The sequence below is a fragment of the Antarcticirhabdus aurantiaca genome (genome assembly GCF_009765365.1).
Lineage (GTDB): Bacteria > Pseudomonadota > Alphaproteobacteria > Rhizobiales > Rhizobiaceae > Antarcticirhabdus > Antarcticirhabdus aurantiaca.
Genome location: NZ_VTOM01000015.1, coordinates 20,722 through 40,078, shown reverse-complemented (window position 1 = coordinate 40,078; position 19,357 = coordinate 20,722). Strand labels below are relative to the sequence as shown.

Below are 19,357 nucleotides of genomic sequence, written 5' to 3'. Positions count from 1 at the left end.
GATTGAGGCAGCGGCACGCCCCGTGCGCGGCGCCGCTCGCGAGGGCGTGCCCGGACCCATGGCCAAGCGCTTGTTCACCTTCCGACGGGGCGTCGCCGAACGACCGGCCGACGCGGCGGAAGCGCTCGGCCAGAAGGGCTACAACCTCGCCGTCATGGCGGCGCTCGACCTGCCGGTGCCGCCCGGGTTCACGCTTTCCACCGGCGCCTGGCGCGACGCCGAGGCCGGCGGCGGAGCCCTGCCGCAGCCGCTGCGCGCCGACATCCGCGACGGCATCGAGTGGCTGGAAGCGGTGACCGGCCGGCGCTTCGACGGCGCCGAGCGCCCGCTGCTCCTGGCGCTGCGCACCGGCGCGCGGGGCGCGATGCCGGGTCTCGCCAACACCGTCCTCGACATCGGGCTCAACGACCGGACGGTCGAGATCTTCGCCGACGAGCTCGGCGACACCGACTTCGCCTTCCGCTCCTACAAGCGCTTCATGGAAAGCTTCGCCGCGCTCGTCCACGACGTCGATCCCGGCGAGTTCGAGGAGATCGCGGACGAGGAGGGCGAGCGCGCCGGCTGGCGGGGCGAGCCGGCGAGCCCGGCCGAGTGGCGCGCGCTGATGGCGCGCTACCACGCCTTCTACGAGGACGAGATCGGCGCGACGCTGCCGCAGGTGCCGTTGGAGCAGCTCGTCCAGGCGATCGAGGCGAGCTTCGCCTCCTGGCGCAACCCGCTCGCCAAGGCCTATCGCACGGCGCAGGGCGTGCCCGAGAATGCCGGCCTCGCCGTCACCGCCCACGCGATGATCTTCAACGAGCGCAACGTTTACTCCGGGACCGGCCGGGCGATCTCGCGCGACCTGGCGACCGGGCGGGCGCATCTGGCCGGCGAGTTCCGCGCCAAGGGCCGGGACGAGGCCGAGATCGGCGAGCGCGGCGAGGCGCTCGACCTTTCGGAAGTCTGCGCCGCCGGGGCGAACGCCGAGAGCTTTCCCGCCGACTGCGCCGAACTCGCCGGCCACGTCGCGCGGCTCGAGGCGCACCTCGCCGACGCGGTCGAGGTCGACTTCATGGTCGGCGACGGCGAGCTCTTCCTTCTTCAGTTCCGCCCGCTCCGGCGCACCCCCGCGCAGGCCGTGCGGATCGCCGTCGAGCAGGTGCGCGACGGGCTGATCGAGGAGGAGGAGGCGCTGCTCCGAATCGATCCCGCCTCGCTCGACCAGCTCCTCCATCCGACCATCGAGCGCGGCGGAGAGCTGCCGATCATCGGCCGCGGCATGCCCGCCTCGCCGGGCGCGGCGACGGGCGCGATCGTGTTTTCGACGGAGGCCGCGCGGCTTGCCGGCGCCGAGGGGCGGGCGGTGATCCTGGTGCGCAACGAGACGCTGCCGGAGGACGTTCACGGCATGCACGTCGCCGAAGGCGTCCTGACGATCCGCGGCGGCACGACGAGCCACGCCGCCGTCGTTGCCCGCGGTCTGGGCAAGCCCTGCGTGACCGGTGCGGGGCTGCTGCGCATCGACGCGGAGGCGGGAACGCTCCTCGCCTCCGGGCGCACGCTGCGCGAGGGCGACGAGATCACCATCGACGGCTCGTCCGGCGAGGTGATCGAGGGCGCCGTGACCCTGATCCGCCCGACGCTGACCGGCGATTTCGCGACCCTCATGGAGTTCGCAGACCGGGCCCGGCGCATGGGCGTGCGCACCAATGCCGAGACCCCCTTCGACGCGCGGGCGGCGCGCTCCTTCGGGGCGGAGGGCATCGGCCTCTGCCGCACCGAGCACATGTTCTTCGAGGGCGGGCGCATCCAGGCGATGCGCGAGATGATCCTCGCCAGCGACGAGGCGGGGCGGCGCCGGGCGCTGGAAGCGCTCCTGCCCATCCAGCGCTCGGATTTCATCGAGCTCTTCGAGATCATGGCCGGCCAGCCGGTGACGATCCGCCTCCTCGACCCGCCGCTCCACGAGTTCCTGCCCAAGGGCGACAACGAGATCGCGGAAGCCGCCGAACAGCTCGGGCTCGACGAATCGGTGATCCGCCAGCGCATCGACGCGCTGCACGAGTTCAACCCGATGCTCGGCCATCGCGGCTGTCGCCTCGCGATCTCCTATCCCGAAATCGTCGAGGTCCAGGCGCGGGCGATCTTCGAGGCGGCGATCGAGGCGGGAAGCCGGGCGGGCGAGGACGTGGTTCCCGAGATCATGGTGCCGCTCGTCGGAATCCGGAAGGAGCTCGACTTCGTCAAGGCGCGCATCGACGCCGTGGCCGAGCGGGTCGCCAAGGAGAAGGGGCGCCGCGTCGCCTATCTCGTCGGCACGATGATCGAACTGCCGCGCGCGGCTGTCAGGGCCGACTCGATCGCCGAGGTCGCGGAGTTCTTCTCCTTCGGAACCAACGACCTGACGCAGACCGTGTTCGGCATCTCCCGCGACGACGCGGCGAACTTCCTGTCGACCTACGTGCGCGAAGGCGTGATCGCGCGTGACCCGTTCCAGAGCCTCGACATCGACGGGGTGGGGGAGCTGATCCTTCTCGCCGTGGAAAAGGCACGCCGCGCCCGCCCGGACATCTCGCTCGGCGTTTGCGGCGAGCAGGGCGGCGACCCGGCCTCGATCGCCTTCTTCGAGAAGTGCGGCCTCGACTACGTGTCCTGCTCGCCCTTCCGCGTGCCGATCGCCCGCCTCGCCGCGGCCCAGTCGGCCATCCGCGAGCGGCGCGCGAGCCGCGGGCACGGATCACCGCGCGGCCGGGCTCGGGGCTGACGCGTCAAGCGCATCCCGCGAGCGGGCGAGGGCCGGCGCTCTTTCGAAGCAGGCTGTCGCCGTTCAGGCCGTGCCTTCGGCCGGCACCTGGGCGAAGGACAAGTCGTCGCGGATGCGGGTGAGGACGCCGACGAAGGCGTTGGCGAAGCCGTAGAAGCGCTCGCCGACCTCGGTGCGGTCGGGAACGCGGATGGCCGTCTCCGACTCGTCGAGCAGCGCGAAGAGGATGCCGCCGGGCTCGCCCGCTTCCAGGCGCACCGCCGCGATCTGCGAGGCGTCCTCGATCGAGCCGTCCGTCGGGATGGCGAAGAGGATCTCGCCGCCGACCACCGCCGCGGCCGCGCGCACGCAGTCCTCGAAGCTCGCGCGGGTCGGGTCCTGCGTGTCGAGCGCGAGCTCGAATTCAACCGCGGCCATCGGCTCGGCCGAGCCGGTCTCCGCGCCATCGATCGCCTGTGCGTCAGCCAGCATGATCGTCGCCTTTCCCTCGAGAAGCGTCGGTCGCCGGCAAACGCCGGACAACCCGTCCCTTGAGCGGAACCCTTCGGCACGGACAAGGCCGAACTGTGGCAGGAGGGCTAGGCCGTTCGGCGGCTGGACAAGTGCGCCGGCCCTCGCAGATGCTGACGAAGGCGGAACAGAAACCTGCAACGAACAGGTGTGCCGCCGCCGGGAATCGGGAGGAGGACGACGCGATGAAGGGTCTGATGCAGCGCTGGCCGCTGTTGTGCTCGAAGGTGATCGACCACGCGGCGGACTGCCACGGCAACCGCGAGATCGTCAGCCGCTCGGTGGAGGGGCCGATCCACCGGACGACCTATGCGCAGGTGCGGGAGCGCTCCCGACGCCTCGCCCAGCGGCTCGTCGCCGAAGGCATCCGTCCCGGAACCCGCGTCGCGACGCTCGCCTGGAACACTTGGCGCCATCTCGAATGCTGGTACGGCATCGTCGGGGCGGGCGCGGTCTACCACACGCTGAACCCGCGGCTCTTTCCCGAGCAGATCGCCTGGATCATGAACGACGCGGAGGACGCCCTCCTCTTCGCCGACCTCACCTTCCTGCCGCTCCTGGAGGCGATCCTTCCCAAGGTGCCGAGCATCCGCAAGGTCGTGGTGCTGACTGACGGCGCGCACATGCCGCAGACGAACCTGCCGAACGCCGTCCCTTACGAGGAATGGCTGGCCGAGGCCGACGGCGACTTCCGCTGGGTCGAGGTCGACGAGGAGGATGCGGCCGGCATGTGCTACACATCCGGCACGACGGGCAATCCGAAGGGCGTCGTCTACTCGCACCGCTCCAACATCCTTCATTCCTTCATCGCGCTGCCCGGCGACGCGATGGGCCTGACGGCGCGCGACCGCGTGCTCGCCGTGGTGCCGCTCTTCCACGCCAATGGCTGGGGTCTCGCCTTTTCCTGCCCGATGGCGGGGGCCTCGATGGTGCTGCCGGGGCCGAAGCTCGACGGCGCCTCCGTCTACGAACTCCTTACGAGCGAGCGCATCACCTTCTCGGCGGCCGTGCCGACGGTCTGGCTGATGCTGCTGCAGCACCTGGAAAAGACCGGCGGCACGCTGCCCGATCTCAAGCGCGTGGTGATCGGCGGGGCGGCCTGCCCGCGGGCGGTGGTCGAGGCGTTCCAGAACACCTACGGCGTCGAGGTGATCCATGCCTGGGGCATGACCGAGATGAGTCCGCTCGGCACGCTCTGCACGCTGAAGCCCGAGGTCGAGCACTTCGAGGGCGCGGCGCTCCTGGACCTGCGATCCAAGCAGGGCCATCCGCCCTTCGGCGTCGAGATGACGATCACGGGCGACGACGGGACGCCGCGCCCGCGCGACGGCAGGACCTTCGGGCGCCTGAAGGTGCGCGGGCCGGCGATCTCGAGCGGCTACTACAAGGGGCACGGTGCCGAGCTCTTCGACGCGGACGGCTGGTTCGACACGGGCGACGTCGCCCACATGGACGAGCACGGCTACATGCAGATCACCGACCGCGCCAAGGACGTGATCAAGTCGGGCGGCGAGTGGATCTCCTCGATCGACCTGGAGAACCTCGCGGTCGGCCACCCGGACGTGGCGGAAGCCGCCGTCATCGGTCTCGCCCATCCCAGATGGGACGAGCGCCCGCTGCTCGTCGTGGTCCCCAAGGACGGGGCGAGCCTGACAAAGGAGGCGATCCTCGCCTTCATGGAGGGCAAGGTCGCCAAGTGGTGGATGCCCGACGACGTCGTCTTCGTGGAGGCGATCCCGCACACGGCCGCGGGCAAGATCCGCAAGACGGAGCTGCGCGACCGCTTCTGCGATTATCGCCTGCCGACGGCCTGAGGGCGGCTTTGTCCGGCCGCGGCGCTGCGCTAGAACCGGCTGCGCGAGGGCAGGAAAGGGGCTGACATGGCCGGGCACTACATCCGCGACGAGGTGCGGCTGGCGCCGCTGGCGCGGCGCGTCGGCGGCTTCGCGCTCCTGCTCCTGCCGGTCTCGCTCCTGTTCCACCGGCTCGGCGCCGTCGACTGGGACGCCTTCCTGCTCCTGCTCGCGCTCGTCGCGGTGCTGGCGCTGCTGGCGGCTCTGACGGCGCTGGGCGGCCTCGGCAAGGCCTGGGGCATCGGCGCGCGGGGCGGCGGCGTCGCGCTCGCCGCGCTTCTCGTCTCGCTCGCCGCCCTGTCGCCCTTCGCCCTCGCCGGGCTCCTGGCGATCGAGAACCCGCTGGTCGCCGAGGCCATGACCGACGAGTACGGCCCGGCCGCCCTCGCGGCGGCGGGCGGCGGCGCGAGCGCCGCGCCCACCGTCGCCGTGACCAGCGGCCGGCGCTACGACGCGGCGGCGCCGCAGGTCTATGCCGCGACGCGCCTCGTTCTCGGCGACAACGGTTGGACCGTCGAGGACGTGACGGCGGGTGATCCGGACGCGCAGGCGCGCCTCGCCAACCCCGACGATCTCGGCCGTACCACCGGCGAGATCCCGATCCCGACGCCGCGCTCGGGCGTCGACATGGCCATCGCCGCCGACCCGCTGGAGCGGCCGGATTCCGACCAGTACCGGATCGAGGCGGTGGCGAGCGACCTCCTGTTCGCCCGGCCGAGCGACGTGTCGATCCGCATCATCGAGGAGAACGGCACGACGCGCGTCGACCTGCGCTCGGCCTCGCGGCAGGGCGGCTTCGACCTCGGGCAGAACCGCCGCTTCATCGACAGCTTCCTCGCCGCGCTCGACGAGGCGATGACCGGCGCCGAGGCCGCCATTCCCAGCGCCTGAGGGCTTCGCCTCCGCGTCCCGGACGCTTTGCCGACGACGGGTCGAGCGGACCGCCTACCCGGTTCGGGTGATGCCGCGCGCCGCGATCGGGCGGACAAGGAAGCGGGCGGATCCATTCCGCCAGGGCACCGAGGGAGGGCATCATGAGGAACGCGACGGCTTTCACCATCGCATGGGCGGCGTTGGCGTGGACGCAAGCAGCGGGCGCGGCCGAGATCCGGCCGATGGCGGCGGCGAGCATCGACCTTCCCGCCATGGGCGGCGTCGCCTACTACACGCAGGAGCCCGAAGGTTACCGCGTCGTCGCGACGATGACGCACGGCGCCTCGGGCGCGACCATCCGTTTCGTCTCGACCCTGTCCGAGGGTGAAAGCCTCCTTCTGTCCGTGCCGCGCGCCGTCGGCGAGCCGGCCGAGAGCGTCGAGATCGTCCGCATCGGCGACCGCGTTCACGTCCGTCCCGCGACCGAGCGGCTGGAAGCCAAGCTGAACTGAGGAGCGCCGACCGTTCGGGATCATCTTCGGGCGCGACGCTTCCATAGTCGTCGCCCGGCCGATGCTGGTTCTCACCTAGAAAGTCGCGAATACAGTCCATCTGTTCGGCCGCCTTCCCCTATGGCATTCTGCAGTCGAGACTGCGTGAGGGGAGGCGGGGATGGAGCCCGGCCGGTTTTCGGACCTGATCGAGCGCTGCTACGACGCGGCCTTCGACGCGCACGCCTGGTCGTCGGTGCTCGACGACGTCGCCCGCGAACTCGGCGGGTGCGGGGCCAATCTCCTGCGCCTGACGGGGAAGGCACCGCCGCTCGTCAGCTATTCGCCGTCGCTGGCCGAGTTCGTGCCCGCCTACGACTCGATCTGGTGCGAGCACGATACCTTCGTGCTCTACGCCAAGGAGCACCGGCTGGGACCGGGCATCCACGTCGATTCGGACTACCTGCCGGCCGAGCTGCGGGCGCGCGACCCCTTCTACCAGGAGTTCCGCCGGCCGCAGAAGATGTCGAGCATCCTGTCCTTCGTCGCCGCCTTGCCGCAAGGCGAGATCCTCTCCATCAACGTTCAACGCCGGCTCGATACGCAGGAGGTCGATGCCGAGGATCGCGTCGTCTTCGGCCGTCTCGGGCGACACCTCGCCAAGTCCGTGTCGCTGTCGGCCCGCTTGTCCGAGGCCGAGGCGGTGAGCGCGAAGCTCGGCGACCAGCTCGCCGGGTTCGACTGCGCCGTCGCGCTGGTCGAGGCCGGCGGCCGCGTGCTCCGCGGCAACGCGCTGCTCCATGCGCTCGAGGGGGACGGGCTGCATGTGCGGCGCGGCCGGCTCGTTCACGCCTCGGCAACCGGGCAGAAGCGGTTCGAAGCCTTCCTGCACGCGCTGTTCGGGGCCGATCCGCATGCTCCGGCCCCCGACATTCTGGCCCTGCCGCGACCGGGCTCGGCCTTGCCGCTGCTCCTGCGCGGCGTGGCGCTCTCGGCCTCGATCGCCGACCGGCGGCTGGGGGCGGGCCATCGCAGCGTGCTCCTGACGATCCTGCGGCCGGACCTGCCGGGCTATCCGGATCTCGAGCCGGTCCTCGCGGCGCTCGGCCTGACGCCCGCCCAGGCGCGCGTCGCGCTCGCCGTCGGCGCCGGCCACAGGCTGGCCGAGGCGGCCGAGCTCTTCCGCATCTCCGAGGAAACGGCGCGAACGCTCGTCAAGCAGGCCTATGCGCGGCTCGGCATCAACCGCCAGTCGCAGCTCGCCGGCCTCATCGCCAAGGTCGCGCCGCTGCGGCGCTGACCCCTTCGGTCGTCAGGCGGGGCGATAATGCCCGTCGAGGAGCGGCGGGCCGTCGGTGAGGGCGAGGCCGCGGGCGACGAGATCCTCCAGATGCGCGAAGACGGACAGCCCGGCCGCCCCGTGGAGGCGCGGATCGGTGCTCCGGTAGATCGCGGCGACGATCGCCGGGATGCTGCGGTCGCCGGCCGAGAGCCGCGCGAGGATCGCGCTCTCGCGCATGCGCCGATGCGCCTTGAGGCCCCGCAGAAAGGCGCGCGGCCGCTCCACCGGTCCGCCATGGCCGGGCAGGAGCAGGCGGTCGTTTCGCGACAGCATCCGGTCGAGCGAATCCATGTAGGCGATCATCGATCCGTCCGGCGGGGCGACGATCGAGGTGGACCAGGCCATCACGTGGTCGCCCGACAGGACGACCCCCTCGCCGAGATCGAAGGCGAGGTGGTTCGCGGTATGGCCGGGGGTCGCGATCGCGCGGATCGTGCGTCCGGCGAGCGCCACCGCCTCTCCGTCGGCGAGGCGGCGGTCGGGCGCGATCGCGGCGTCGCCGGCCGCGTCCAGCGCGTTGGTCTCGGCCTGCGCGAGAGGACGCGCGGCGCGGTGCGGCCCCTCGGCGAGGAGGGGCGGGCCGCCGGTCGCGGCGAGAAGGCGAGGCACGAGCGCGGTGTGGTCGCGATGGGTGTGGGTGAGAAGCACCGCCTCGACGCGCCGCCCGCCGATCGCGGCGAGGAGCGCGGCGAGGTGCCGATCGTCGTCGGGTCCGGGATCGACGAGGGCGACGCTCGTCCCGTTGCCGACGAGATAGGTGTTGGTGCCGTGGAAGGTGAAGGGCGAGGCGTTCGGCGCCGTGATCCGCCAGACGCCGTCGGCGACGGGCACGGGCTCGCCGTGACGCGGCTCGAAGGCGGTGGACAGGCGAAGCGGATCGCTCGGGGCGGGGTCGGCGGACTGGGTGGCGGCGTCATTCATGCGCGAAGGCGTCGCAGCTCAGGCGATTGTCCGCAAGCGACAGCCGGTCGGGATGGGGCGAATCGTAGACGACGAGGAGGCGGTGGCCGTCCGCGAGGCGCAGGAGCGCGATGCCCTCGGCGTGATCGGCGCCGTTCACCACGGGCAGGTGAAGGATCGCCCGCCGGTCGGCGCCGCCGTAGAAGGGCTTGTCGGCATCGAAGGGTTCGACGAGCCAGGCGGCCTGGAGCGCTTCGAGGTCGGTGGCCGGGCCGGACAGGACGACGAGCCGGCCGTCCTGCCACCAGAGATCGCGCACGCCCTGGCCGTCGAGGTCGAGCCCGTGGAGCGCGAGGCGGCGCCCGTCCGGGAGGCGCCGCAGCTTCAGTCGCCCCGGTTTCGTCTCGGTGACGCGCAGCCGCGCGATCATCGCGTGGCCGCCGACCACCGGGCCGCGCAGGCCCAGGAGCACGGTGTCGCCTTCCACCGCGAGGCCTTCGACGTCGATGCCGTTCTCCTTGGCGGCGAGGCGGCGAAAGGGGCGGATCAGCGGGTCGCGCGACAGGAGGCGGCGCAGCCGGCTGCGCTTGGCCTTTCGGCTGGGACGCATGCGCAGCATGGCGGCGCGCCGGGGCGGCATCTCGCCCGTGTTCTCGCCTTCGTCCAGCGCCACCGGCTCGAACAGGCCGTCTCCGAGATCGCGCAAGGGGACGCGGCCGAGAAAGGCGCGGTTCTCGTCCCAGCGCACGGCGCCGAGCGGATCGAGTCCCGCCTCGGCCGCGTCGCTCTTCAGCTTGCGCCGCTTGAGCGCCTGCGAGCCGCAGATCCAGAGATAGCCGTCGGCGACGGCGAGGCCCTCGATGTCCATCTCGCCGTGCGGCCCGCCGGGCAGGTCGAAGATCTCGCCGAGATGGAAGCGCGCGTGATCGCCGGCGACGCGGCCCGCCTCGTCGAGGACGAGCCGCTCCACCGTCGCCGCTTCGTCGCAGGAGCAGAAGATCGTGCGCCCGGCTAGGGTGACGCAGGAAATGTCCGTGGCGACGCTGCCGCCGTCCGGACCGGCCGTCGCGTCGCGGCCGAAGACGAAGTCGAGGCGGGCGACCGGCCGTGCGGTCCGCGTTTCGGGCACGAGAGCGTCGGCGGCGGCGAAGTCAGCCGGAGCGGCAGCAGAAGTGGGCGCCGCGCCTCGACGCCGCGCGGAGCGCGTCTTCTTCGCCGCCGCCTTCGCCGGCGGGCCGCCGGCCGCGCCGCTCTCGTCGATCCTCGCCATGTCCGGTTCGCTCCCTCGACGCCGTTCGCGCCCAACGGGAGGATCGCGCACGTGGTGCGCCGATTCAAGGGCTCCGGCGCCTCGCCGCGATGGCCGGTGCGACGGTCGCATCGGCGAATTGCCAGCCGCCGTGCGCTTCGCTATAGGTCGCCCCACTTGCCGGCGGTGGGGCGTAGCCAAGCGGTAAGGCAGCGGTTTTTGGTACCGCCATTCCCTGGTTCGAATCCAGGCGCCCCAGCCACGCGGAAACCTTCATACATCAGACGCTTAGCGATCCGCCGGGACGGCGATCGTGGATGGCGTCGTGGCTCGTCCGGGGCATGGGACGCGCCGCCGGTCGGACGGAGCGCCTCGCGGCTTATCGCTTCGCTCGGTCAGGCCTGGATCAGTGCGAGGGCGGTGTAGCCGAGGTTGGCGGCGAGGAGGCAGAAGACGGCGAAGGAGCCGAGATCCTTGGCCTGCTTGGCGAAGATCGAGAATTCCGGCGACAGGCGGTCGACGATGAGCTCGATCGCCGTGTTCAGCGCCTCGGCCGCGGCGAGCGCGAGAAGAAGGACGCCTTGCAGAAGCAGGGCGGCGAGGGGTGCCCGGGCGAGAAGAAGAAGCGCCAGGAGGACGGTGCCGAGGCAGACCTCCTGCCGGAAGGCGGGCTCGGCGAGGAGCCGGCGAAGGCCCGCCAGGGAATAGCCGGCCGAGGCGAGAAGGTGGGCGAGCCCGCGCGACTTGGCCGGGACGAGCGGCGTGGATTCCACGCGAAGGGTCACGAGGCCGCTCCCGGAAGGGCTGCGACGTGCGGGCCCGTCGGCGGCGCGCGGCGGCAGGAGGCGAAGGCGTCGAGGCCCTCGTCGTAGACCGCCGTCGACACGTTCGCGAGGCCGATCAGCGAGTGGAACAGGTTGTCGTGGGAGAGCGACGCGCCCCGGCCCGCTTGCAGGCAGGCCGCGTCGATGCCCCGGTCGGCGGCGAAGCTCGGCGAGAGCCAGGCGATCATCGGAACCGTGGTCTGCGTCGAAGGGGCGAGGAAGTAGGGCATGGCGTGGAGGTAGAGGCCGTTCTCGCCGAGCGACTCGCCGTGATCGGAAACGTAGAGCATGGCTGATTCGAGGTCCGGCCGGGCCGCCAGGGCGTCGATCGCCTGCGCCAGGACATGATCGGTGTAGAGGATCGTGTTGTCGTAAGCGTTGACGATCTCCTCGCGCGTGCAGTCGGCGAACTCGGCCGTGCGGCAGGCCGGCGCGAAGCGCTCGAAGGCGGTCGGGTAGCGCTCGTGATAGGCCGGGCCGTGGCTGCCGAGCTGGTGGAGGACGATCACCGTGTCCTTCGTGACGGTCGCGAGCTCCGCCTTCAAGCGCTCGGTCAGGATCTCGTCGTGGCACTCGCCGCCTTCGCAGAAGCGCGGATCGTTGCTTTCCGGCAGGAAGGCGTAAGGAACGCGGTCGGCGACGTGATAGGCGCCCGTGTCGTTGTCGATCCAGCGCACGTCGATCCCGGCATGGGTGAGGACGTCGAGGACGTTCTCCACCGAGCGCGCGCCCCCGTCGGAATAGTTCGCCCGGCCGAGATTCGAGAACATGCAGGGCACCGACACCGCCGTCGAGGTGCCGCAGCTCGACACGTCGGTGAAGGACACGACGCCGCGGCCGGCCAGCTCCGGCGTCGTGTCGCGGCTATAGCCGTTGAGGCCGAACTCGACGCTGCGGGCGGTCTCGCCGACCACGAGGACGGTGACGACGGGACGGCGCGCGGAGGCGGTGAGGAGACCGGGGCGGGCGCCGGCCCGGGCATCGAGCCCGAGGGGCGCTGCGACGTAGTCGCGCTCGCCGATCCGCATCCGGGCGTACTTCACCGCCGCGATCAGCGGCGCGCTCGGATTGAGGCTGGCGAGAAGGTCGCGATGGCCCCGGAAGGTCGAGGCGAAGCCGGGATAGAAGGCGAGGACGATGGCAAGCGTCGCGGCGATGCTCGGGAAGACGACGAGGCTGTTTTGTCGGAACTTGCCCCAGAAGGTCCGGTGCCGCACCCGCACCAGCGCGACGAGGCATGCCGGCAGGAGGCCGAAGAGCGCCATGTGGAGAAGGAAGCCCGGCGTCATCAGGTTGCCGGCCTCGGCGCTGCTCGTCAGCGCGACGTTGGCGATCATGTCGCAGTCGATCAGGAAGCCGTAGGTGTCGACGAAGTGCGAGGCGGCGGCCGACACGAGGATGAGCGCGATGAGGACGGGCTTGACGACGTACTTCATCGAGAGCGTCGTCAAGGCCGCCAGGAGAAGCAGGAACAAGCCGAGCCCGAGCGCCGCGAGCTGCGCCTCGTGGCCGGAGAAGTAGGCGAGGCCCTTCGCCCAGAAGGTCCGGTTGGTGAGGAGAAGGAGATAGGCCGCGACGAGGGCGGCGAGCGGCACGCTGCCGAGGGTGGGTCTGGACAGGCGCATGAAACCGTTCCGGTTGGTCGCCGGAACGCTCCGGCCTCCCGACTGTCTAGCGGCGCGAGTTCAGGGGCACGTCTCCGCGCCTATACGGATTCGTATAGGAGGCCGCTGCCGCGTGATGCGGGGTCGGAGATCGGGTAGAGGACGATCCGGGGAGGGCGCCGGCTTGAAGGTTCTGCTGATCGAGGACGACGCGTCGACCGCGGCCTACGTGTCGGGCGGCCTGCGCGAGGAGGGGCACGAGGTCGACCACGTGGCGAGCGGGCCGCTGGGCCTCGAGCTGGCGCTGACGCGCAGCTACGACGTCGCGGTGGTGGACCGGATGCTGCCGGGCCTCGACGGATTGTCGCTCCTGAAGGCGATCCGCGCGGCGGGGCGGCGCCTGCCGGCGATCTTCCTCACCGCCGTCTCGGGCGTCGACGACCGCGTCGAGGGGCTGGAGGCGGGGGCAGACGATTACCTCCTCAAGCCTTTCGCCTTTTCCGAGCTGATGGCGCGGCTGAACGCGCTGGCCCGGCGCGCCGCGCCCGACAAGCGCGAGGAGACCGTGCTGCGCGTCGGCGACCTCGAGATGAACCTCATCGCCCGCACCGTGTCGCGCGCGGGGCGCCCGGTCGACCTCCAGCCCCGCGAGTTCCGGCTTCTGGAATACATGATGCGCAACCGGGGGCGGGTGCTGACGCGGACCATGCTCCTGGAGCGGGTCTGGGAGTTCCACTTCGACCCGAAGACCAACGTCGTCGAAACTCATGTCAGCCGCCTGCGGGCCAAGATCGACCGGCCCTTTTCCGGCGAGATGATCCGCACCGTCCGCGGCTCGGGCTACGTCCTCGATGCGGCTTCCTGATCGCTTCCGCACCACCTCCTTCCGCTTGTCGGTGGGCTACGGGCTCCTGTTCGGCGCCTCGGCCCTCGTCATCATGGGCGTCACCTACGTCGCGGCGGGGGCGCAGATGCAGGGCATCGTGCGCTCGTCCATCGCCGAGGACATGCAGCTCTTCGTGCGGGCCTTCCGCGAGGGCGGGGCGGAAACGCTGGCCGAGGAGGTGGGCGAGCGCGTCGACAGCGCAGCTCCCGACCGCTTCTTCCTGCTTCTCGCGCCGGACGGCTCGCGGATCGGCGGCAACCTGCCGGCCGAGGCCTGGAAGCCGGGGCGCAGCGTTTCGGACCTGCCCGAGCCGGGGGCCGACGACGCCGCGCCGCCGGCCGAGGGGCCGAGGCGCGGCAACCGCCTCTACGCCGACGGCGTCGAGCTCGGCGGCTACCGCGTCATGGCCGCCCGGCGCTCCGACATCCTGGAGGAAATCCACGACATCCTGTTTTCCGCCCTCCTGTCGGGCTGCGTCGTGACTGGTCTTCTCGCCCTCGTCGGGGGCGCGATCGTCGGGCTCGGGCCGACGCGCCGGGTCGACGCCATCGCCGCGACGACGCGCGGCATCGTCGAGGGGCGGCTCGACCTGCGCCTGCCGGTCTCCGGCCGGGGCGACGAGCTCGACCGCCTCGCCGCCGACATCAACAACATGCTGGCGCGCATCGAAACGCTCGTGGAAAGCCTTCGCCAGGTGTCGACCGATATCGCCCACGACCTCAGGACGCCGCTCGCGCGGCTGCGCCAAGGCCTCGAAGGGCTCGGCCGCGCCGGCGACACGGCGGCGCTGGAGCGGGCGGCGGAGGGGGCGCTGGCGGAAACCGACGCGATCATCGCGACCTTCGACGCGCTCCTGCGCATCGCCCAGATCGACGCGGGGGCCCGCAAGGCGCGCTTCCGCTGCGTCGACCTGTCCGCCCTCGCCGAGCGCGTGGCCGACGCCTACGGCGAGGTGGCGGTGGATGCCGGCCACCGCCTGGACGTCGCGCTGGAGCCCGGCGCGCGGGTCTTCGGCGACGCCGATCTCCTGACCCAGGCGCTCGCCAACCTCGTCGAGAACGCCATCACCCACGTTCCGCCGCCGGGGACGATCCGGCTGTCCCTGGTCCGTCAGGCCGAGGCCGTCGTCATCGACGTCGCCGACGACGGGCCCGGCATCCCGGAGGGCGAGCGGGAGAAGGTCTTCCGGCGCCTCTACAGGCTCGACCGCAGCCGCAGCACGCCCGGGCACGGGCTCGGCCTCGCCCTCGTCGCCTCCATCGCCGAACTGCACGGCGCACGGATCAGGGCCGAAGATGCAGGGCCGGGCCTTCGCATGCGCCTCGTCCTGCCCGCCTTCGTGCCGGGACCGAAGCCGCAAGCGCCAGAGGTCCCGCCCTCCGCCTCCGCTGGCGATTACCAAACCGTATAGGCGCGGCCAGGGGGCGGCGAGAGCGCCGTGCGAGAAGCGGAACCGCTTCATCCTCGATAAGGCCGCCGCCATGCCAGCCGACCTGTCCCGCATACCCGCCCCCTCCGCGCCTTCCGCCGGTTATCGGCCGGACGGCTGGACGCGCCTCCACGTCGTTCTCCACTGGCTGGTGGTGGCGCTCGTGGCGGTGCAGTTCGTCGACAAGGGGTCGATGGAGGCCTTGTTCGACGCGACCTTCGAAGGGCACGCGATCTCCGGCACCGACGCCGTGCTCGGCTGGGCGCACATCGTTTGCGGCTCGGCGATCCTCGCCGCCATGGCCGTCCGTCTCGTCGACCGGGTTCTCGTGGGCCGCCCGGCATACGATCCCGCCGAGCCGGCGGCGGCCGTCTGGCTCGCCCGCGCGACGCACGGCCTCCTCTACGCCGTGCTGCTCGCCATGCCCGCGCTCGGGCTCCTCGCCTGGATCACAGGCCTGGAGAGCTATGCGGACCTCCACACGGCCCTCTGGACGCCGCTTCTCGTGCTTCTCGGCCTTCACGTGGTCGGAGCGCTCGTCCAGCACCTCGTCTTCAAAACGAACGCGCTTCGCAACATGACGTCCTTGAAGCGCCGGGCCCAATGATCCACCCCGAGGGCTCGACGCTCCAGCTACAAACCATGGGGACGGATCAGGTGAAAAGGTAAGTCGGCTAAATAATTGATGTGGTCGTCGGCGCCACCACCTCAGACATGCGCCTCGCCTTGCTTCGCCCGGGAAACCTTCCGCCGCCGCCTGGCGGCCCGACAGGCCCGTCTGGGCTTTCCCATGCGAACGGGACGCGATGATCAAGTGCCCTGATTGACAGCCTGTCGGCCGGCGTCCACCGGGATTGCATGAACCGCGCCGCGCTGCTCTTTCCCGGACTCCTCGTCAGCATCGTCGTGGCGCTCGCCGCGACGTTTCTGTCGGAGCACTACGGCGGCCCCGTGATGCTCTTCGCGCTGCTGCTCGGCATCGCCTTCAACTTCCTGTCGACGGAAGGCCCTTGCAAGCCGGGCATCGATTTCACGTCCCGCACGGTGCTGCGCTTGGGCGTCGCGCTTCTCGGCGTTCGGATCACCGTCGCCGACGCCCTGTCGCTCGGGCCGGCGCCTCTCCTCCTCGCCGTCGTCGGCGTCGCGACGACGATCGGCGCGGGCATGCTTCTCGCCCGCCTCCTCGGCTTTCCCCGCTTGTTCGGCCTGCTGACCGGCGGAGCGGTCGGCATCTGCGGCGCGTCCGCCGCGCTCGCGATCGCCTCCGTCCTGCCGAAGGGGGAGGGCGCGCGGGAAAGCGATACGATCTTCACGGTCGTGGTCGTGACGACCTTCTCGACGCTCGCCATGGTGCTCTACCCGATCCTCCTCGACCAGGGATCGCTCAGCCACGCGCAGATCGGCATCTTCCTCGGCGCGACCATCCACGACGTCGCGCAGGCCGTGGGCGCGGGCTTCTCGATCTCGACCGAGACCGGCGACGCGGCCACGCTGACGAAGCTCCTGCGCGTCGCCATGCTCGTGCCCGTGGTTCTCCTGATCTCGTTCTTCGTGTCGCGCGGCGCGCGGGAGGGAGGACGCGTCGCGGTGCCGGGCTTCCTTCTCGGCTTCGTCGCGCTCGTCGTCGTCAACAGCCTCGGCCTCGTGCCGACGGCCGTCCAGACCGCCCTGTCCGACGTGTCGCGCTGGGCGCTGGTCGCGGCGATCGCGGCGCTCGGCATGAAGACCATGCTCGGGCAGATCGTGACGGTCGGCCCGCGCGCACTTTTTTTGATCCTGATGGAAACGATCTGGATCGCCGGCCTCGGCCTGTTCGTCGTCCTCGTTCTGTGAAGGACGTCGCCGGCGCGGTTCAGGCGAGCTTGGCCGCGGTCTCGCGAAGCGGGACGGCACTGGCCGCCGGCACGAGACTGTCGCGCACGGCCGACAAGAGGCGCGTCAGCTCCTCCCGTTCACCGGCGCCGAGCTGACCGACGGCGTTCTGGTGGACGCCCAGGGCGATCGGCTGGATCTTCTCGAAGACGCGCCGCGCGGCCGGCGTCGCCTCGAGGCGACGCGCCCGGCGATCCACCGGGTCGACCGCGCGGGTCACGAGGCCGCGCGCTTCGAGCCGCGTCACGAATTCCGACGCGGTCATCGGCTTGACCCCCATATGCGCGGCGAGCTCGCGCAAGGACAGGTTGGGGTGATAGGCGATGTGAACGAGCGTTCGGACTTCGCCTCCGGTCAACGCGACGTTCGCCGCGTCGAGCGCGCGATCGAAACACTGCCACCAAAGCCGAGCCGCATCGCCCAGCACGAAGCCCAGAACGCTTCCCGAAAGGACGCCGTCCACCCGTCACCTCAACCGTGCCCTACGGGAAGAGACACTAGCAGATCATCCTGCAAGTTGTCGCTAGGGAAGATGGCGACATGCAATTGCAGGCGGCGCGAAAACGCTCGCCTTGGTTTACGGTGCCGCACCGCTCGAAGCATCGGCATTCCTGGCCGCGGTGCTCCGACGGGCTCGATCGATCATGGACGGGCGCGACGGAACGGGCCGGCTCAAAGGCGGCCCGAGCGGTCCTTCAAGGCGTCGGCGAGGCTGGCTTTGGCGCTGCCGGGCTTCAGCGGCTTCTGCTGGCTGGGATGCGGCTTCCAGCCTGACAGGTAGACGATCTCGAAGGTCGCCCGCACGCGCCCGTCCGGGTCGGCGTAGCGCTCGGCATAGATCTGGGCGGCACGGAAGAACAGGGCGCGGCTCGCCGGCTGCCGCGCGCGCTCGGTCAGCATGTTGGCCATGCCCATGGCGCGCAGGTCGCGCATGAGGTCGAACATCGTGGCGTAGCGGACCGTCAGCCGGTCGTTGTCGACGACGGGCAGGGCGAAGCCCGCGCGCTGGAGAAGGCCGCCCGCGTCGCGCAGGTCCACGAGCGGGGCGACGCGCGGCGAAGCGCCCCCGGTGATCTCCGTTTCCGCGGCGATCAGCGCGGCGCGCAGCTCGGTGAGCGAGTCCGAGCCGAGAAGGGCGGCGAGAAGCAGGCCGTCCGGGCGCAGTGCGCGCCGGATCTGCGCGAAGACGCCGGGCGTGTCGTTGGTGAGGTGCAGCGACAGCGGCGACAGGACGAGATCGACGCTGTTCTCCTTCAGCGGCAATGCTTCCTCGTCCGCGACGAGGGCGAGCGGCGCGTTTGCGAGGAGCGAGGCCTCGCGCTCGACCCGAAGCAGCGTTTCGACCTGGCCGGCGGGCGCGACGAGCGCTGCCGTCTCGCCGGTGTGTCCCGCGAGCTCGACGCCGACGGCGAAGCTGCGCTGGACCAGCGACAAGCGGTCGGCGAGCTCGGCCGCGACCGTGGCAAGAAGGAAGCGGGCCGAGCCTGCGTCGGGACGGGCGAGCGCGCGCCGGCGGCGCTCGTCGAGAAGGCGCCGGTCGAAGACGCGGGGCGTCGAAGCGGAATCGTCGGGCAGGGGCATGGCGGGGTCGAGTCCTGTTTGGAAGGCCTTGTAGCTGATTGAAAGGGGCGTATCGTCAAGCGTTGAACCCCGGCCGTCGCGTGGCCGGGCGAGGCGACGGATGCGAGAGCGGGAGGTGTGTCGTGGGGCTCTGGGGCGGTGTCGGCGAGGTCGCGAGCGTCCTCGACCGCTTCCTGTTCCCGCCGCTCTGCGCCGGCTGCGATCGGCCGCTGATGGGGCGCGAGGCCGTGTGCGCCGGCTGCTGGACGAGCCTCGCCTTCGTTGAGCGGCCGTTCTGCGAGGTTCTGGGCCTGCCTTTCGGCTACGATCCCGGCCCCGGCAGCCTGTCGGCGGACGCCATCGCCGACCCGCCGCCCTTCGCGCGCCTGCGGGCGGCCGTGCTTTACGGTGGCCTGTCGGCCAAGCTCGCGGCGCGGCTGAAATACGGCGACAGGCTGGACCTTGCGCCGCTTCTCGCCGCCTGGATGGCGCGGGCGGGCGGCGAGCTCCTCGCCGAGGCCGAGGTGATCGTGCCGGTGCCGCTGCATCGCGGCCGGCTCTGGCATCGGCGCTTCAACCAGTCGGCCGAACTCGCGCGACGCCTAGTGCGGACCCCTGCGCCCGGCTTCGCGCCGCAGGCGCTGCGGCGCGTCAGGCCGACGCGGGCGCAGGTCGGGCTCGGCCCCGCGCAGCGGCGCGAGAACGTGCGCGGCGCGTTTCGCGTCGAGTCGGGCGACTGGGCCCTCGTCGAGGGGCGACGGGTGCTTCTCGTCGACGACGTCTATACGACCGGCGCCACCGTGCGCAGCGCCTCGCGGGCGCTTTTGAAGGCGGGTGCGGCGAGTGTCGATGTCCTGGTTTTCGCGAGGGTTGCGCCGACCGGCGCATCCATCCATATCCCCTGAACGAACAATCGTTCCAACGTTCCGGACGAACCGTCTCCATGGCCGACATCACCATCTACACGCGCCAGTTCTGCGGCTATTGCGCCCGGGCCAAGCAGCTGCTCAGCGAGAAGGGCGCGGCCTTCACCGAGAAGGACGCGACCGACTCGGCCGCGCTGCGCGCCGAGATGCGCGAGCGCTCCGGCCGGGCGACCTTTCCGCAGATCTTCATCGGCGACACGCATGTCGGAGGCTGCGACGACCTCTTCGCGCTGGATCGGGCCGGCAAGCTCGACCCGCTCCTCGCCGCCTGACGCCCGTTCCGAAAGGCTGA

General features: G+C 71.2%; 18 protein-coding genes and 1 tRNA gene. 12 read left to right on the top strand and 7 right to left on the bottom strand.

Annotated features, from left to right (window positions below; translation table 11 throughout):
- The first annotated feature begins 58 nt into the window (after positions 1-58).
- Entirely contained in the window at positions 59-2,746 is a 2,688-nt protein-coding gene (gene ppdK, locus FZN60_RS17600; RefSeq protein WP_158874812.1) for a pyruvate, phosphate dikinase, read from the top strand.
- Positions 2,747-2,809: 63 nt separating this feature from the next.
- On the opposite strand, the gene FZN60_RS17595 is transcribed toward ppdK, so the two are convergent.
- Entirely contained in the window at positions 2,810-3,217 is a 408-nt protein-coding gene (locus FZN60_RS17595) for a hypothetical protein (RefSeq protein WP_158874811.1), read from the bottom strand.
- A gap of 224 nt (positions 3,218-3,441) precedes the next feature.
- Between FZN60_RS17595 and FZN60_RS17590 the strand changes: the two genes are divergently transcribed.
- From FZN60_RS17590 to FZN60_RS17575, 4 genes are all read left to right on the top strand, one after another.
- Positions 3,442-5,070 (top strand): long-chain-fatty-acid--CoA ligase, encoded by a 1,629-nt coding sequence (locus FZN60_RS17590; protein WP_158874810.1) that lies wholly within the window; start codon positions 3,442-3,444, stop codon positions 5,068-5,070.
- 66 nt (positions 5,071-5,136) lie between these two features.
- The gene (locus FZN60_RS17585) at positions 5,137-6,000 is read left to right on the top strand and encodes a DUF1499 domain-containing protein (RefSeq protein WP_158874809.1); all 864 of its coding nucleotides are present in this window, start codon (positions 5,137-5,139) and stop codon (positions 5,998-6,000) included.
- Positions 6,001-6,143: 143 nt separating this feature from the next.
- Positions 6,144-6,494 carry a hypothetical protein gene (locus FZN60_RS17580; protein ID WP_158874808.1) on the top strand — a complete coding sequence of 117 codons (351 nt, stop codon included), beginning with the start codon at positions 6,144-6,146 and terminating at the stop codon, positions 6,492-6,494.
- 160 nt (positions 6,495-6,654) lie between these two features.
- On the top strand, positions 6,655-7,773 hold the full coding sequence (locus FZN60_RS17575) for a helix-turn-helix transcriptional regulator (RefSeq protein WP_158874807.1): 1,119 nt from the start codon (positions 6,655-6,657) through the stop codon (positions 7,771-7,773).
- Between the two features lie 12 nt (positions 7,774-7,785).
- Here FZN60_RS17575 and FZN60_RS17570 read toward each other — a convergent pair whose 3' ends face one another.
- Both FZN60_RS17570 and FZN60_RS17565 read right to left on the bottom strand, forming a co-directional pair.
- Positions 7,786-8,736, bottom strand: coding sequence for an MBL fold metallo-hydrolase (locus tag FZN60_RS17570; RefSeq protein WP_158874806.1), 951 nt, complete (start codon positions 8,734-8,736; stop codon positions 7,786-7,788).
- Complete coding sequence (locus FZN60_RS17565; RefSeq protein WP_158874805.1) at positions 8,729-9,985, bottom strand: DUF3616 domain-containing protein; 1,257 nt, start codon at positions 9,983-9,985, stop codon at positions 8,729-8,731. Before FZN60_RS17565 ends, FZN60_RS17570 begins: the two co-directional genes overlap by 8 nt.
- Before the next feature lie 166 nt (positions 9,986-10,151).
- Here FZN60_RS17565 and FZN60_RS17560 point away from each other — a divergent pair.
- Positions 10,152-10,226: transfer RNA gene (locus tag FZN60_RS17560), tRNA-Gln, on the top strand.
- Between the two features lie 133 nt (positions 10,227-10,359).
- Here FZN60_RS17560 and FZN60_RS17555 read toward each other — a convergent pair.
- Positions 10,360-10,737 carry a diacylglycerol kinase gene (locus tag FZN60_RS17555; RefSeq protein ID WP_158874919.1) on the bottom strand — a complete coding sequence of 126 codons (378 nt, stop codon included), beginning with the start codon at positions 10,735-10,737 and terminating at the stop codon, positions 10,360-10,362.
- A gap of 8 nt (positions 10,738-10,745) precedes the next feature.
- On the bottom strand, positions 10,746-12,413 hold the full coding sequence (locus tag FZN60_RS17550; protein WP_199266587.1) for a phosphoethanolamine transferase: 1,668 nt from the start codon (positions 12,411-12,413) through the stop codon (positions 10,746-10,748).
- Between the two features lie 163 nt (positions 12,414-12,576).
- Here FZN60_RS17550 and FZN60_RS17545 point away from each other — a divergent pair, with 163 nt between their 5' ends.
- From FZN60_RS17545 to FZN60_RS17530, 4 genes are all read left to right on the top strand, one after another.
- Entirely contained in the window at positions 12,577-13,257 is a 681-nt protein-coding gene (locus FZN60_RS17545; RefSeq protein WP_158874804.1) for a response regulator transcription factor, read from the top strand.
- Entirely contained in the window at positions 13,244-14,689 is a 1,446-nt protein-coding gene (locus tag FZN60_RS17540; protein ID WP_158874803.1) for a sensor histidine kinase, read from the top strand. The genes FZN60_RS17545 and FZN60_RS17540 overlap by 14 nt, the downstream gene beginning before the upstream one ends.
- Before the next feature lie 70 nt (positions 14,690-14,759).
- Positions 14,760-15,314 carry a cytochrome b gene (locus FZN60_RS17535; RefSeq protein WP_158874802.1) on the top strand — a complete coding sequence of 185 codons (555 nt, stop codon included), beginning with the start codon at positions 14,760-14,762 and terminating at the stop codon, positions 15,312-15,314.
- A 251-nt stretch (positions 15,315-15,565) separates the two neighbouring features.
- Positions 15,566-16,540: a YeiH family protein gene (locus tag FZN60_RS17530; RefSeq protein ID WP_158874801.1), complete on the top strand. Its 975-nt coding sequence runs from the start codon at positions 15,566-15,568 to the stop codon at positions 16,538-16,540.
- Positions 16,541-16,559: 19 nt separating this feature from the next.
- Here FZN60_RS17530 and FZN60_RS17525 read toward each other — a convergent pair whose 3' ends face one another.
- Entirely contained in the window at positions 16,560-17,042 is a 483-nt protein-coding gene (locus FZN60_RS17525) for a MarR family winged helix-turn-helix transcriptional regulator (RefSeq protein WP_158874800.1), read from the bottom strand.
- Between the two features lie 209 nt (positions 17,043-17,251).
- On the bottom strand, positions 17,252-18,160 hold the full coding sequence (locus FZN60_RS17520) for a methyltransferase domain-containing protein (protein WP_158874799.1): 909 nt from the start codon (positions 18,158-18,160) through the stop codon (positions 17,252-17,254).
- Positions 18,161-18,282: 122 nt separating this feature from the next.
- Here FZN60_RS17520 and FZN60_RS17515 point away from each other — a divergent pair, with 122 nt between their 5' ends.
- On the top strand, positions 18,283-19,044 hold the full coding sequence (locus tag FZN60_RS17515; protein ID WP_422570195.1) for a ComF family protein: 762 nt from the start codon (positions 18,283-18,285) through the stop codon (positions 19,042-19,044).
- 38 nt (positions 19,045-19,082) lie between these two features.
- On the top strand, positions 19,083-19,337 hold the full coding sequence (grxC, locus tag FZN60_RS17510) for a glutaredoxin 3 (protein WP_158874798.1): 255 nt from the start codon (positions 19,083-19,085) through the stop codon (positions 19,335-19,337).
- Positions 19,338-19,357: the final 20 nt, after the last annotated feature.

What these genes read in the sequence shown, in the direction of transcription:
- ppdK (WP_158874812.1), top strand. Translation starts at nt 59, where the DNA reads ATGGCCAAGCGCTTGTTCACCTTCCGACGGGGCGTCGCCGAACGACCG.
- FZN60_RS17595 (WP_158874811.1), bottom strand. Translation starts at nt 3,217, where the DNA reads ATGCTGGCTGACGCACAGGCGATCGATGGCGCGGAGACCGGCTCGGCC.
- FZN60_RS17590 (WP_158874810.1), top strand. Translation starts at nt 3,442, where the DNA reads ATGAAGGGTCTGATGCAGCGCTGGCCGCTGTTGTGCTCGAAGGTGATC.
- FZN60_RS17585 (WP_158874809.1), top strand. Translation starts at nt 5,137, where the DNA reads ATGGCCGGGCACTACATCCGCGACGAGGTGCGGCTGGCGCCGCTGGCG.
- FZN60_RS17580 (WP_158874808.1), top strand. Translation starts at nt 6,144, where the DNA reads ATGAGGAACGCGACGGCTTTCACCATCGCATGGGCGGCGTTGGCGTGG.
- FZN60_RS17575 (WP_158874807.1), top strand. Translation starts at nt 6,655, where the DNA reads ATGGAGCCCGGCCGGTTTTCGGACCTGATCGAGCGCTGCTACGACGCG.
- FZN60_RS17570 (WP_158874806.1), bottom strand. Translation starts at nt 8,736, where the DNA reads ATGAATGACGCCGCCACCCAGTCCGCCGACCCCGCCCCGAGCGATCCG.
- FZN60_RS17565 (WP_158874805.1), bottom strand. Translation starts at nt 9,985, where the DNA reads ATGGCGAGGATCGACGAGAGCGGCGCGGCCGGCGGCCCGCCGGCGAAG.
- FZN60_RS17550 (WP_199266587.1), bottom strand. Translation starts at nt 12,413, where the DNA reads ATGCGCCTGTCCAGACCCACCCTCGGCAGCGTGCCGCTCGCCGCCCTC.
- FZN60_RS17540 (WP_158874803.1), top strand. Translation starts at nt 13,244, where the DNA reads ATGCGGCTTCCTGATCGCTTCCGCACCACCTCCTTCCGCTTGTCGGTG.
- FZN60_RS17535 (WP_158874802.1), top strand. Translation starts at nt 14,760, where the DNA reads ATGCCAGCCGACCTGTCCCGCATACCCGCCCCCTCCGCGCCTTCCGCC.
- FZN60_RS17530 (WP_158874801.1), top strand. Translation starts at nt 15,566, where the DNA reads ATGAACCGCGCCGCGCTGCTCTTTCCCGGACTCCTCGTCAGCATCGTC.
- FZN60_RS17520 (WP_158874799.1), bottom strand. Translation starts at nt 18,160, where the DNA reads ATGCCCCTGCCCGACGATTCCGCTTCGACGCCCCGCGTCTTCGACCGG.
- grxC (WP_158874798.1), top strand. Translation starts at nt 19,083, where the DNA reads ATGGCCGACATCACCATCTACACGCGCCAGTTCTGCGGCTATTGCGCC.